This window comes from Marinibactrum halimedae (assembly GCF_021234875.1).
Classification (GTDB): domain Bacteria; phylum Pseudomonadota; class Gammaproteobacteria; order Pseudomonadales; family Cellvibrionaceae; genus Marinibactrum; species Marinibactrum halimedae.
In genome coordinates this window covers 1-12,718 of record NZ_JAJQVM010000003.1, presented here as the reverse complement: position 1 = coordinate 12,718, position 12,718 = coordinate 1, and the positions used below count along the sequence as shown (strand labels likewise).

Annotated in this window: 14 protein-coding genes and 1 pseudogene; 5 read left to right on the top strand and 10 right to left on the bottom strand. The window is 45.8% G+C overall.

Going from position 1 to position 12,718, the window contains the following annotated elements; genetic code table 11:
* Positions 1-68 precede the first annotated feature (68 nt).
* Complete coding sequence (locus LU351_RS02400; RefSeq protein WP_232592412.1) at positions 69-1,286, top strand: pyridoxal phosphate-dependent aminotransferase; 1,218 nt, start codon at positions 69-71, stop codon at positions 1,284-1,286.
* A gap of 80 nt (positions 1,287-1,366) precedes the next feature.
* The gene (locus tag LU351_RS02395) at positions 1,367-1,819 is read left to right on the top strand and encodes a hypothetical protein (protein ID WP_232592411.1); all 453 of its coding nucleotides are present in this window, start codon (positions 1,367-1,369) and stop codon (positions 1,817-1,819) included.
* A 78-nt stretch (positions 1,820-1,897) separates the two neighbouring features.
* Here the strand turns inward: LU351_RS02395 and LU351_RS02390 are convergent, their stop codons facing one another.
* From LU351_RS02390 to LU351_RS02375, 4 genes are all read right to left on the bottom strand, one after another.
* Positions 1,898-2,860 (bottom strand): class I SAM-dependent methyltransferase, encoded by a 963-nt coding sequence (locus tag LU351_RS02390; RefSeq protein ID WP_232592410.1) that lies wholly within the window; start codon positions 2,858-2,860, stop codon positions 1,898-1,900.
* A gap of 93 nt (positions 2,861-2,953) precedes the next feature.
* On the bottom strand, positions 2,954-4,168 hold the full coding sequence (locus LU351_RS02385) for a 4-phosphoerythronate dehydrogenase (RefSeq protein ID WP_232592409.1): 1,215 nt from the start codon (positions 4,166-4,168) through the stop codon (positions 2,954-2,956).
* A gap of 65 nt (positions 4,169-4,233) precedes the next feature.
* Positions 4,234-5,184, bottom strand: a complete 951-nt coding sequence (locus LU351_RS02380; RefSeq protein WP_232592408.1) for a 5'-3' exonuclease — start codon at positions 5,182-5,184, stop codon at positions 4,234-4,236.
* Positions 5,184-5,813: an elongation factor P hydroxylase gene (locus LU351_RS02375; protein WP_232592407.1), complete on the bottom strand. Its 630-nt coding sequence runs from the start codon at positions 5,811-5,813 to the stop codon at positions 5,184-5,186. The genes LU351_RS02380 and LU351_RS02375 overlap by 1 nt, the downstream gene beginning before the upstream one ends.
* Before the next feature lie 221 nt (positions 5,814-6,034).
* Here LU351_RS02375 and LU351_RS02370 point away from each other — a divergent pair, with 221 nt between their 5' ends.
* Positions 6,035-6,736, top strand: coding sequence for a hypothetical protein (locus tag LU351_RS02370; RefSeq protein ID WP_232592406.1), 702 nt, complete (start codon positions 6,035-6,037; stop codon positions 6,734-6,736).
* Positions 6,737-6,817: 81 nt separating this feature from the next.
* Here LU351_RS02370 and tusA read toward each other — a convergent pair whose 3' ends face one another.
* Positions 6,818-7,084 carry a sulfurtransferase TusA gene (tusA, locus tag LU351_RS02365; protein WP_232592405.1) on the bottom strand — a complete coding sequence of 89 codons (267 nt, stop codon included), beginning with the start codon at positions 7,082-7,084 and terminating at the stop codon, positions 6,818-6,820.
* 466 nt (positions 7,085-7,550) lie between these two features.
* Between tusA and LU351_RS02360 the strand changes: the two genes are divergently transcribed.
* Positions 7,551-7,922: a hypothetical protein gene (locus LU351_RS02360; RefSeq protein WP_232592404.1), complete on the top strand. Its 372-nt coding sequence runs from the start codon at positions 7,551-7,553 to the stop codon at positions 7,920-7,922.
* A gap of 170 nt (positions 7,923-8,092) precedes the next feature.
* Here LU351_RS02360 and rlmM read toward each other — a convergent pair whose 3' ends face one another.
* From rlmM to LU351_RS02345, 3 genes are read right to left on the bottom strand one after another with little or no spacing between them, the layout of a single operon-like run.
* Entirely contained in the window at positions 8,093-9,142 is a 1,050-nt protein-coding gene (gene rlmM / locus LU351_RS02355; RefSeq protein ID WP_232592403.1) for a 23S rRNA (cytidine(2498)-2'-O)-methyltransferase RlmM, read from the bottom strand.
* Between the two features lie 28 nt (positions 9,143-9,170).
* The gene (locus LU351_RS02350) at positions 9,171-9,911 is read right to left on the bottom strand and encodes an alpha/beta family hydrolase (RefSeq protein WP_232592608.1); all 741 of its coding nucleotides are present in this window, start codon (positions 9,909-9,911) and stop codon (positions 9,171-9,173) included.
* On the bottom strand, positions 9,911-10,144 hold the full coding sequence (locus tag LU351_RS02345; protein WP_232592402.1) for a YheU family protein: 234 nt from the start codon (positions 10,142-10,144) through the stop codon (positions 9,911-9,913). The genes LU351_RS02350 and LU351_RS02345 overlap by 1 nt, the downstream gene beginning before the upstream one ends.
* Positions 10,145-10,434: 290 nt before the next feature.
* On the opposite strand from LU351_RS02345, the gene LU351_RS02340 reads away from it, so the two are divergent.
* A complete protein-coding gene (locus tag LU351_RS02340) occupies positions 10,435-10,974 on the top strand; it encodes a glycine cleavage system transcriptional repressor (protein WP_232592401.1) in 540 nt (179 codons plus the stop codon).
* 59 nt (positions 10,975-11,033) lie between these two features.
* Here LU351_RS02340 and LU351_RS20620 read toward each other — a convergent pair whose 3' ends face one another.
* Complete coding sequence (locus LU351_RS20620) at positions 11,034-11,291, bottom strand: methyl-accepting chemotaxis protein (RefSeq protein WP_416053925.1); 258 nt, start codon at positions 11,289-11,291, stop codon at positions 11,034-11,036.
* Positions 11,292-11,666: 375 nt separating this feature from the next.
* Positions 11,667-12,563: pseudogene (locus tag LU351_RS02330) on the bottom strand (PAS domain S-box protein); the annotation flags it as partial.
* Positions 12,564-12,718: the final 155 nt, after the last annotated feature.

Genomic DNA, 12,718 nt, shown 5'->3' with positions numbered 1-12,718 from the left:
ATGACGCCAGTTTTCGACGGTTCCTAATTGAATACGTTCGTTGGCACACGATGGAAGATAGTACGGGTATGCAAAACGTAAATAAATCCGAAAAACTCAATGGTGTTTTTTACGATATACGCGGGCCGGTTCTGGAGACCGCCACACGTATGGAGGAAGAAGGCCAGCGCATCCTCAAGCTCAATATCGGCAACCCTGCCCCCTTTGGTTTTGATGCCCCAGACGAAATCATTCACGATATCATCACCAACCTGAGAGACGCACAAGGGTACACTGATTCCAAAGGGCTGTTTGCTGCACGTAAAGCCATTATGCACGAAAGCCAACGGCTTCAAGTACCCGGCGTAGAAATCGAAGATATTTTTTTAGGCAATGGCGTCAGTGAACTGATTGTCATGGCCATGCAAGCACTGCTGAATAACCACGATGAAGTGCTCGTGCCCGCCCCCGATTACCCCTTATGGACAGCCGCCGTTACCCTCGCCGGCGGCCATGCCGTGCATTACCGCTGTGATGAACAGGCAGATTGGTTCCCAGATATTGAGGACATCAAGCGCAAAATTACCTCCAAAACGCGCGGGATCGTGGTCATCAACCCGAACAACCCAACCGGAGCCGTCTACAGCCAAGAATTACTAGAACAAATTGTAGAGCTTGCGCGAACACACAATCTCATCATCTATGCAGACGAGATTTACAGCAAAATTTTGTACGACAATGCTGAATTTGTGCCCATGGGTCGCTTGGCCGAAGACGTACTGTGCTTGAGCTTTAATGGCTTGTCTAAATCTTATCGACTGGCCGGCTTTCGTTCGGGTTGGATGGTGGTCTCAGGAGCCAAAAATCTGGGTAAGAGTTATCTCGAAGGGCTGGAAATGCTCTCCTCAATGCGGCTTTGCGCGAACGTGCCCGCCATGCTTGCAGTGCAAACCGCTCTGGGGGGTTATCAGAGTATTAACGAACTGATCATCAATGGCGGTCGCCTTTATGAACAACGCAACATGGCCTTTGAGAAAATCGCCCAAATTCCTGGCGTCAGCTGTGTAGAACCCAAAGGTGCGATTTATTTGTTTCCAAAAGTGCATCTCGATCACCATAAAATTCACGATGATCGGCGTATGATTCAAGACTTCTTATTGCAAGAAAAGATATTGTTAGTAGAAGGTACCGCCTTTAATTGGCCAGAGCCTGATCATTTTCGAGTGGTCTTTTTACCACGCGTGGACGAAATCGCTCATGCCATCGATCGCTTTGCCGTCTTCATCGATAAGTACAAACAACCATGAGTACAAGCAATCTTAACGACAGACCATAGCAGTGCACGGAAAGGCGTGCATCATCAGAGGTGAGAGATAAGAGGTTGGGTATGAGCGACATCCACATTGTTGACTTTCATAAAGACATGGCAGCGATACTAACGCAATTATTTCGCACCTTTCCCCGCAAGACCATCCTGTATGTGGAAGACATTTCCGGCCCAGACATGCCCGATGAATTCGGCCTTCACGGCGATCGCCATCAGGCGTGCTTCGGCACCATGCTTTGGCTCGCCCAGTCGGGCTACCTTTGGTATGAAAGCACCATCAGCCAAGAAGCGTTGGATCAAGTAACCCTAACCCATATGGGTTTCACCCTGTTAAACGCCAGAGCCACCTACGCCATTGAAGACGATTTAAGCGAAGAGCTACCGCCAAGTGTACAAGCCGTACAACAAACCAATGTGGAGCATTTACGAAGCGCACTGAAATCGGGCTCATCCACCGAGCTATCAAGAGTTATTCAATCTTTAATGATACAAGCCCGGCATTTTCGGGACTGACCCTTTCACGACTTACTTCACAGGCCATCAAACCTAAACCATCAAAGTCCAGCGCCCATCAAAGTCCAGTGCCAGTGATCACGCCAGGTCATATCGATAGTGACATAATTTCAATCGTTTATTGTCATCTACATCGGGAAAATCTGGGTGCGCAGGCAGGCGCTCAAGAAACTGACACGTTGGTGCATACTCTTCAAACAACCCTGCCAAAAAGCTCGCTTCTAACTCGGGCGCATTTAAACAAGCCAGCACCTCGCCCCCTGCGGGCATTAATTCAGGAATACGCTTAACCAGTTTGTGGTAATCCCTCTCGGCAATGAAACTGCCTTTTTGAAAACTGGGAGGATCGAAAATTACCACATCGAATGGACCCGCCCGTTTTATCCGTCCCCAAGATTTCATGATATTTTCACCCAGAAACGACACCCCCTCCAAAGAATGGTCATTTAGACGATGATTCTCTCGCCCCCTAGACAAAGCAGAACGGCTCATATCCACATTGACCACTTTTTTTGCGCCGTACTCGACCGCAACAACTGAGAATGCACAAGTAAACGCGAACAGATTCAACACCGACTTTCCTTTCGCGTGGGCCTCCAGCCATTGTCGCCCTGGCTCCATATCCAGAAAGAAACCCAAATTTTGTTGCTGACCGACCGAAAGCTCAAAGCGCAAGTTGCCACGCCGAGCGTAATAAGGTGGATTTAGCTCCCCCCAAATCACTTCACTGGGCGCCCCTTTCTCATAACGCCGCTGCACAATAACAGCCTCTGCAAACTCTGGCGCCATCATCGTCAAGGTTTGAGCAAATGACGCCCAATCGCTTTCATCCGGTGCCTTAAATAACGTGATAATGAGCAATGGATCAAACCAATCGATCGTGATCCATTCTAACCCGGCAAGGCTGCCACCACGGCCATGGAAAAGACGCCGGCTCTCACCATAAGATTGAGAAACCGTTTTCTCTCTTGTAAGCGCCTCAAGTGATAGTGACACCTGTTCATTAAAAAGGTCAGCAAGGGTTTTTAAAGGTGAAGACATAGCTATGATTCAAAACGAAGAGATTAAAAAAGGAATAAAAAGATAAAAAACGAACAAGACTCCTCTGTACCCGCTGGAACAGAGGAAAAGCGGTTACGGTGTAAACCCAATGTGCAATAACGGCGTTTTAAACTGTTCCCCTCCTTTATCAAAAAGTGCCCGACAGACGGGAAGCTCCGCAAGGCTAAAGTTGGAAAACTCGAATCGCGGTGGGTAATGTTTTCTTAATCGATCAAACGCAGCGACCAAGGTCTTATTCCCATGTTGATCAACGCCTTCTTGTGCCACAGCGGTCATCGCTTGCCGAAAGCGGCGATCATCTTCACTAATGTCATAAACACACTTCATCACAGCCCCCAAATGGCCTTCTGCCATGCTGTTACCTGAGAAGTCAGGTGTAATCAAAGCGTTTCGAGCTTGAGGTGTCTGTTCTTTTAGTTGCCCGAGTAAGGGCGGCAGAGAATGACGAATAGGAAGACCAAAGTGTTCACACAACCGTTCATAAATCATATAGGTTCCACGAGCTTTCCCATCCACGCTGTACCCAGCAATATGGGGTGTCGCAATATCGACTTGATGCATAAGCTCAACCATAATCTGTGGCTCGTGCTCCCAAACATCCAACACCACTTTCAGATCTGACCGCTGAGCCAGTACACGATGCAATGCCGCGTTATCGATCACGCCACCCCTCCCTGCATTTAACAATACAGCGCCGGGCTTTAACTGTAATAACACCTCATGATTTAACAAGTGATGTGTAGGATAAGGGCCAGTAGTGGTATAGGGCGTATGAACGCAAATAACATCCGTCGCAATCACGTCTCCAAAGGACGACAAGTGTTCGCACTGTTCCATACTGAGGAAAGGATCATACACTTTAACGGTTATTCCTAAGCGCTGGAGTTGTCGATACAACGCCCCGCCTACATTTCCACACCCGATAATGCCGAAGGTAAGTTCAGCCTGAGGTTGCCACCAAGGTATCGACAAGGCGGTAAGCGCACAGAAAACATACTCCACAACCGAATTGGCATTGCACCCCGGCGCAGAATGGAATGCGATATCATGAGCAGCCAGATACGACTTATCCACATGATCCGTGCCGATGGTACAGGTCCCGACAAACGCCACTGAACTGCCATCCAAAAGCGACTCATTCACTGGGGTGACTGATCTAACAATCAATGCATCCGCTTTTTTCACATCAGATCGAGATAGACTTCGGCCAGAACGTTTTTGCAGATCGCCAAGCTCACCCAAAAGCTCATCCGCCAGAGGCACGTTTTCATCAACAATAATGTTCAATATCTTACCTGCATTTTTCTTTCTGATTACTTTATATCGTTTGTATTTTTGCAACTAAGTCCCAATTAGCTCTTAGTATTCTCTAGAAAGAGATGAGCTGCTTTCTTCTGCAATGATGAAATACCGAACGATTGTAATACTTCGTGCAACCTACCTTCGTCCACCCCAGAGCGACGAAGTTCTTCAGGTTCATGTATCAAACCAATATCCGTAACAATACGGGCCAATGTTTGTGATAGGGCGATTTGTTCAATGTGGGACTCCAGCTTAGCTGGCAGATGCTTTGCGCCACGAACAGATAAGGAAGGAATTTGATCAAGATGAGTAAACACACCATGAATCGAACCAAAGGCCTCCAGCAACGCCACGGCTGTCTTTGGTCCGATACCAGGCACCCCGGCGATGTCATCACTCTTATCACCCACTAATGCCAAATAATCGGGCACTTGCTCTGGGTTAACTCCAAACTTCTGTTTGATGCCCTCCATGCCCATAGGCTCTGCTTTCCCATAATCCCAAAGCGTATCCGATGGCGAACAGAGCAACTGCCCAAGATCTTTGTCCCTCGATAAAATATGAATCGGATTAACATGGGGGTACGTGGATAGATCGGCTTTTAGGCTGCCAATCAAATCATCGGCTTCATAAAGGGTGCTTGAGAAGCATCGTATACCCATCGTCTCAGCCACATGCTGGCAGCCCTGTAGCTGATATGCCAGAGCCTCATCCGGTAATGCTCGGCTGGATTTATATTGTTCAGAAAGTTGATGACGAAAACCCGTTTCGAGACTTTCATCAAAACAACACGCCATCAAGCTCTCAGGTTGCTCACGGGTTAAGGCAAGTAAAAACTGGGCAAACCCGTAAATCGCTTCAGTGGAAAACCCCTCTTCACCCACCCAATTCGGCGGCAAAGAAAAGTAATAGCGAAAAATAAAGATACTGGCATCAATAAGGAAGACATCTTCGGTTGGGTTAACATGCTTTGAAGTAGGCGTATGCGCTGTAGACCCCATTAGAGTCGATCCAATCGATAGTTTGCAAGATTAAACGGATTTTCCACCCCATAGTGTGCAGCCAGCGCCAATGTAAATTCTTTCGCTCGACGAGGAAGACCATTCACACAATAGTGTCTCGCCTGCTCGAAAATATTCGCTTTAAACCCATCACTGGCCCCAAGCCCTGCGGCTAAGTTATCCGCACTAACTCGAAACCGATAATCGCACGCGACCGAAAAAATCCATTCCATTGCCTGTGGTTTTACCTCAACACGTTCAAACTCTGCCTGCTGTAAGGCACTGCGCCCATCTGGCGCATACCAATAGCCATAATCCGGTAATTTTCGTCGCTCTGCACCAGCCACGCACCAATGAGCCACTTCGTGCAAAGCGCTGGCAAAATAATCTCGGGTAAACACAATTCGGTGGAATTCATCGTTTTGAGTGAGCGGGAGATACTCAGGTTCTTCACCACCGCCGACCAAAACCGTCTTCTCAGACGATATAAAGCAGGTGTTGAAGCACTGCTCAAGATCACCTGAACAATGATTTTTTTTGGAAGAGGTTGAAATTAAGGGGTCGGAACTGCAAATAAAAACCATATAAACAAACTGTAAATCTGAAAGATCCGTATCACGAGCAACCATAAGGTAAACGTCGGCTTAAAACTACCTTCACGATGATTGACACAAATTCGCTCTCCTACATTCAGAGAGTGTTTATGTGCCGATGTTATATAAGAGAAGTTTTTTTTAGCAAAGTATTGTGCTTTTACCAAACTGCATATACTTTATGTAGTGATGGTGCCAATTTCTCCCATCCTCGCCAAAGGTCATAGCGGCCTAGCGGCTCTGCATGGAGGTGTATTATGAAGACCTCGAATAAAAGCCACAACATGGACAATGTGGTTGATCTCTTCACCGGGAAGTTATTCTCGCAACTGCACGAAACACGTTTCATTCGTCTAGCCCCTGAATTGGATGGTTTAGAGATTCTCTACTCCAATGAAACCAGTGGCGATATGCTTTACAGCCTTCAAATTCTTGCTTGGGGTCTCCGTGCCAACGGTGAAGTGGTTGCGCTTGTACCTTGGCTAAACGACATCGTCCCTTGCATTGAAATCTGTGATCCACTCAATGGGAAATGGGAAGGCTATTTCGACCCAGGCATTGATGAAGTGTTCTATGAAGCGCCCATTCACAAAGTGGTAGAATTGGAAACCGCAGCAGAGTATTACGACCTGCATGCAGATGACCCAGACGCCATACTTCAGGAGATTCCGGATACCATCGGCACACACGCTGTTCTCTCGGATAACGGTTTTAAAAGCTTGACGCTGACCCAAGTCATTAGCTGGCAATTACACAACGATGGCACCATTGTGGCAATGCTGGCAGACGAAGAGAAAGTAGAAAGCACCCCCATTCTCCCCGGAGATGACTGTCTCTATCCCGCACAGAGCAGTGAGAGCTTCCGTTACTTTTTCCAACACCAAATCGCCAACAAAATTAAATCTCAAGACCCTGAAGCCATGGCGGCTATTTCACTTTTAGTAGACGAACAAAGATAGCTTTTGTGCGCAGCCGCCTGCTTAAGCCACTACGTTGATTAAGCCTCTAAATTAGAGGCTTAATACTGAAACGGCTAAGCATCACACCTTTCGAATCCAATGATAATAAGCATCTCCCAACGTTTTTTGACCAATCAATTCATGACCTAAAAAGTCACAGAATCTCAATATGTCTTTCATAGTGGAAGGGTCCGTTGCCATCACCTGTATTACTTCACCTGTATTCGCATCACGCACTGCGTTATGAAGCATCATGACGGGCTCTGGGCAAAGTAACCCTGTTGCATCCAGAATGTGGTCTACGTCCGTTTCCGCAATGGGTGGTTCAAATATGTCTTCTTTTGTCATCCGTTGTACATCTCTATCAATTTAACCTACCTCTTTTTACGTTCTCAGCCAATGTTATCGTCTATTGTTCTCTACTTATACTCACGACACCAACCTGGGGCAAACCACCTACTCAACAACGTTCGCAACCGCTCCTCAGTCAAAAAGTGACACACTGGTTTTGAGACGTACGCCTTCCTTTACAAAATATGAACACTTTTTCAACACTTACATGTTCAAAAAGCGTGCATATGACACATTTAAATTTTGCCCCACCCTGTAAAAACAATGAGACGACAAATGAAAACGTTTTCATTTGAAATATATTTTTATTAAACCCGCCATAGGTATAGAAAATTCGTCTAGTAATTTCGCTCATTTCGTCACTGAGAGCAGGGATTGCGACAAGCAGACTACAAAGCCGCTGCTAGACTTTTAATGGGTCTTGCGGTTTTGGATCCGTTTTAATGATGTAGGGCATCGAGTTATGAACCAAGAACAATTGAATCCGGAGTTTTCACTAACGTCTAATGTATCCATCAGCCGGAGGACTCTGCTGGACACCATGTTCATTTTAAAGGGCCGCGCGCCCACACTCAGTCGAGCTATAGAGTGTGAGTTACGCAGCCGATCTAAGCAAAAAGTGCAGTCAGAAGAAACGTTTTTGACAGTGAATATCGACCCAGGCACTGTCGGTCAAATCATTTGTGAGCTCACAAAGTTTGGGAATGATATGCTGCGCACTACGACGAAAATCAACCAAAGTCGCTCTCATTTGAAAACCATTATCGAAAGTTGGATGAAGCTCGCTGAGCATATCTTGCAGGAAGCAGAAATCACCGAGTCGCCTCTGCATTAGCTTAATGCCATCCTCATTAGAGTAGTGCAATTAAACTTAGCATCACACAAATTCGTTGAGCCACTAATTCGCTAAACCACAAATTCGTTAAACCACTAACTGTATACCCATTCGATTCATTCCCGCTTGGCTCAATGTTGAACCAAGCTACAGTGGTTATCCAATCGTGGTTAATCCAATCGACGAATGTGGCCTGTTACCTCTTCTCGGTCATGATAAAGCTGCTTAAAATGCAATTCATGGCCCACTCCCCGCTCTTCGCACTCAGATTCAATCAGTTGACGACACTGCTGCAACTCTTGATAGCGATTTTGCATTGGCAATTTCAAATTAAACACACACTCTGTACACCAGCGCTCGGTCATCCATTTCGCGATCATTGAGGCCGTTCGTCGGGGTTTATCGGCAATATCACAAACCATCCATCGCACAGAGCGCTTGGGTTCATAAACAAACCCATCCACCCTTTCATGAGTCACTAAACCCGATTGCATTAAGGATTCCGCCATAGGGCCGTTATCAACTGCTGTGACAAACATGCCTCGATTCACCAACTGCCACGTCCACCCCCCTGGGGCCGCTCCCAAATCCACCGCACGCATACCCCCGGCAATACGATCACCCCATTGCTGTTCTGGAATAAAGGTATGCCACGCTTCTTCCAATTTTAACGTGGCACGGCTGGGTGCTTCACGTGGTACTTTTAAACGGGGAATCCCCATCACCCACGGTGAGCTGTTGTCAATACGGCTCAGGCCAACAATCACTTGAGTCCCGGTGAGAAATGACACATGCAAGCGCCAAGGGCTGCGCTTTCTTAATAGCCCTCGCTTTTCGATCAACTTTGACAATGGCTTCTGCAAACTTTTGAGCAAGCGCGATAAGCTCTTGCCTTCATTGGTATCGGACGATTCCAACACCCATTGGGCCGCAAAGGGTAATGAATGAATCATCTCCATAATCGGCGTGATTCGATCTTCCGCACTGACCTCCAATAATTGAGAAGCAGCCGACCACTGGCGGGCAAACACCAATTCACGAAAAGCCGTTTTCTCCATAATACGATCCGCCTTTCCTTGAGGGCTGTGATACATCACATAAGCACAACCACTCTCAGTTTTACAATAACCGTAGTCGCCGCACTGCGCTGCCATTGCCTGTATTTCCTGAGCACACTCTTTTTCAAAACCCGGCCGGCAATGTAATAACAACAAATTCAACGTACTTCTCCAATCAAAGGGATCACTTTCACAAAAGCGATCGAATAAAAGAGGAAATTTCCCTCGCTGCCGTCTGCAAATGCATGGAATGACTGAAACCACTGGGTCGGCGAGGCTTAAGGTCATGATCACCGTCTTCCAACCAGCAAATTCTGAGAGGGGTATTGTCGAGAGGATACCCTTCTACAGAAGGCTTATTGCCCATAGGGTCTCGGCTACCTTGGACAACAAAAGTCGGTCGTGTGACAAAAGGGAGATGATGAATACGGGTCTTCTCTGGGTTCTTTGCAGGGTGGAAAGGGTAGCCCAAGCAAACAATGCCCAATGGGAGTTGCTTCACTCTTACCTGTTCAGCGGACAACACACCTTGTTGAGAACCGTCGAGTAACATCGTCGCCACTCTTCCTCCCATGGATTTCCCACCAATACACCATGGAACAGATGAGTACCGTTCTGTGACCTGTTGCAGCAGCGATGCATATTCACCCAATAACGTCTCGACTTTCGGTGGCGGTCTCTTCGTTCCCCCATCACGCCGCCCTGCCATATAGGCAAACTCGAAACGGATAACGTGAATTCCCAAGCCTGCAAGATGGTTAGACACTATGTTCATAAACTCACTGTCCATGGGCGCCCCAGCACCATGGGCAAAGAGGAATCCGACAACCGATGGCTCATCTTGACTGACCGTCTCCAAACAACACTGCCCATTCAATGTCATCACATTGGTAACAATACCCTCATTGAAGAAGGGAGGCTCATGACTCATCACAACGACAGCCACTCCGGTGGCACAGACTCTCTTGGTAGAATATTAATCGACTCCGAAGCCTCATCATACAACATCACTGCATGGCCACTTTTTAACGCAGCACGAACCTGATTGACTTTATCCTCATGACTGACAGCTTGTTCGCCATAATCAGTTCCTTCTCGGTTCACAAAGGATTCAATCGCACCCAGTAACGCGGATTCTGACAATTGAGTATGTGGAATGATCATAATGTGGAAACTTAAATTAAGAAAAACTTAGATTAAGAAAAACAGTGGTTAGGAAAAAAGCAGGCTAGGAAAATGAAACAGGGCATTAAGAAAAAGTTCACAGTACCATTGAAAAGCCATCACTCTAATCCCGATATACTATTTACTCCGATATGCTATTTACCCCGATATACTATTTTATTGATTAATCGATTCGCTAACGTATTGATCAACTGATGAATGAACAAAGGGTGACGAAGTATTCACAAGCGCCTGCATTTTAGGGGCTAATAATAAAAAGGCCAGTTTTTATGCGACACAATCTCGTAATCTCTCTCATTAGTGATGATAAACCCGGCATCGTTGAACAAGTTGCCTGCATTGTTGAAGAATGTCACGGCAATTGGCACGACAGCCATATGGCGCGCTGGCATGGAAAATTCGCAGGCATTATTGCCATTTCGGTAGCAGTTGAACACAAAGTATCTTTAATAGAAGCGCTCAGCGGATTAAATGACAAAGGAATACAATTACAAATTAGCGAAGGCAATGGGACATCCAGTTCGCACACCTCGGAAATGGGCCTTCAACTCACCGGCCCAGATCGCCCAGGTATTGTCAAAGAAGTCTCCAGCGCATTAGCCTCCAGGGGAATAAACCTTCTTTCCTTAACAACCGAGTGTGGCAGTATGCCATGGTCTGGGGAGCCCTTATTTGAAGCAGAAGGCCATATACAACCCCCTAGCAATATCGATCTTGCAGAATTGGATGATGCTCTGGACACCATCGCCGATGAGTTAGGTATTGATATCAACTTATTGGAAGTCTCAACACCAACTAGAGATCATTAACCTATCGGGGTCATTAAAATAAAGGGGCATGAGGTAAAGAGGCGTGAGGCAAAAAACGTTTAGTGATTTGCCATATATTTCGACAACTGATCAACGTGAATTCGCGTTTGATCAATTAACCCAGAAATTTCCTTAGCCGAGTCCGTGGTGCGCATTGCTAAATTTCGCACCTCATCTGCCACCACAGCAAAACCTCTACCCGCCTCTCCCGCTCTTGCTGACTCAATGGCAGCATTTAACGCCAATAAATTAGTTTGATCTGAAATCCCATTAATAGATTGGGTAATACTGCTGATCTTTTCCAATACTTGAGACATAGCGCCATGGGTTTCCGAAATCACCTGGTTACGCTCAGAGGTGTCGGTTCCGTACATCAATAGCTTGGCAATTTGGCCATTCACGTCCCGTACCGGAGCCACACAAATATCCAGATAGAGATTCTTTTGCATGGCAATAACGATATCACCACGAATAATTTCGCCACGCATTAACTGGCGCCACTGGTCTTCCGATAAATAATGAGAAAGGTTTTTAAAACCTTGCCTCACTACCTCTAGAGATTGCGTGTCACAAAGTGCGAGTGCCATGTCGTTGCAATAAGACAATTCACCTGTAGCACTCCATTCAATAACAATTGTGCTACTGCTAATTGCATCCAAGCGAATATCATTTTCCAAAGATTCACGTTTGGTTTTATCAATGTTGGCTTGAATGGAAATAAATTTAACCAGTTGTCCTGCATCATCAAAAACCGGATCAATGGCGAGAGAAATCCAATAAGGAGTACCATCTTTACGATAATTAAGAATTTCTGTATACAGCGATTCTTTATTGGATAACTTCTCACGGATAAAGTCACGAGCTTTGGGGTCTGTATGAGCACCTTGAAGCACATCACCCGGTTTTTTATTGAGCACTTCTTCCAAACTATAACCCGTGGCTTCTGTAAAACCTCGATTAACAAACTCAATTCGTCCTTCAGCATTGGTTATCACAACAGAATTCGACGTTGTATTAGCCACTAAAGACAATGATGCAAATTCTTCTCGACGATTTTTCTCTTCCGTAATATCTTTTACAAAAGCAGTATACAGAATTCGACCACCTACATTCACCTTAGAGAGCGAGAGGTTGGCCCAAAGCATTTGATTCTTAAATGTTTTTACTTCTACTTCTCGACTGGTTCCAACAATTTTATCCACTCCAGTGCGCCGATTTGAGTTCACGAACTCATCATGTTGTGGCTGAATTTCAGCAGGAACCAACATTTTTACATTTTTACCTATCACTTCCTCTCGACTACATTCCCATAACGCTTCCGCAGCGGCATTAAAAAAGACAATCTCATTTTTTTCATTAATGGTTACCACTGCATCAATACATTGCTCTAGAGTTTGATCAATAATCTCTTGGTTTTCTTTTTCTTTACTTATATCTTTAACAAACGCCGTGTAATGGATATCATCTTTCACTCGAATTTTGCTTAACGACAAACTACACCAGACAAATTCGCCAGATTTTGTCGGCACTTGAATATCCCGCGACGTTCCGACTATTTTGTCAACACCACCAAAACGATTTTGATTAACAAATCCATCATGATTGTTTTGAGGGCACCTCTAAAAATAGCCCAACTTTGATATAATCTCACTGTTCAAAAATTTCAAGAGTTTCCTTCTATGTCTCAGCCCGGCTTTTTTGATTTAGATGACAGGTATCGCAAGTTAGATGAAAAAGATCCATT

Excerpts from the sequence above, each read along its gene's own strand:
- LU351_RS02400 (WP_232592412.1), top strand. The coding sequence starts at position 69 with ATGCAAAACGTAAATAAATCCGAAAAACTCAATGGTGTTTTTTACGAT.
- LU351_RS02395 (WP_232592411.1), top strand. The coding sequence starts at position 1,367 with ATGAGCGACATCCACATTGTTGACTTTCATAAAGACATGGCAGCGATA.
- LU351_RS02390 (WP_232592410.1), bottom strand. The coding sequence starts at position 2,860 with ATGTCTTCACCTTTAAAAACCCTTGCTGACCTTTTTAATGAACAGGTG.
- LU351_RS02380 (WP_232592408.1), bottom strand. The coding sequence starts at position 5,184 with ATGGGGTCTACAGCGCATACGCCTACTTCAAAGCATGTTAACCCAACC.
- LU351_RS02375 (WP_232592407.1), bottom strand. The coding sequence starts at position 5,813 with ATGGTTGCTCGTGATACGGATCTTTCAGATTTACAGTTTGTTTATATG.
- LU351_RS02370 (WP_232592406.1), top strand. The coding sequence starts at position 6,035 with ATGAAGACCTCGAATAAAAGCCACAACATGGACAATGTGGTTGATCTC.
- tusA (WP_232592405.1), bottom strand. The coding sequence starts at position 7,084 with ATGACAAAAGAAGACATATTTGAACCACCCATTGCGGAAACGGACGTA.
- LU351_RS02360 (WP_232592404.1), top strand. The coding sequence starts at position 7,551 with ATGAACCAAGAACAATTGAATCCGGAGTTTTCACTAACGTCTAATGTA.
- LU351_RS02350 (WP_232592608.1), bottom strand. The coding sequence starts at position 9,911 with ATGAGTCATGAGCCTCCCTTCTTCAATGAGGGTATTGTTACCAATGTG.
- LU351_RS02345 (WP_232592402.1), bottom strand. The coding sequence starts at position 10,144 with ATGATCATTCCACATACTCAATTGTCAGAATCCGCGTTACTGGGTGCG.
- LU351_RS02340 (WP_232592401.1), top strand. The coding sequence starts at position 10,435 with ATGCGACACAATCTCGTAATCTCTCTCATTAGTGATGATAAACCCGGC.
- LU351_RS20620 (WP_416053925.1), bottom strand. The coding sequence starts at position 11,291 with ATGTCTCAAGTATTGGAAAAGATCAGCAGTATTACCCAATCTATTAAT.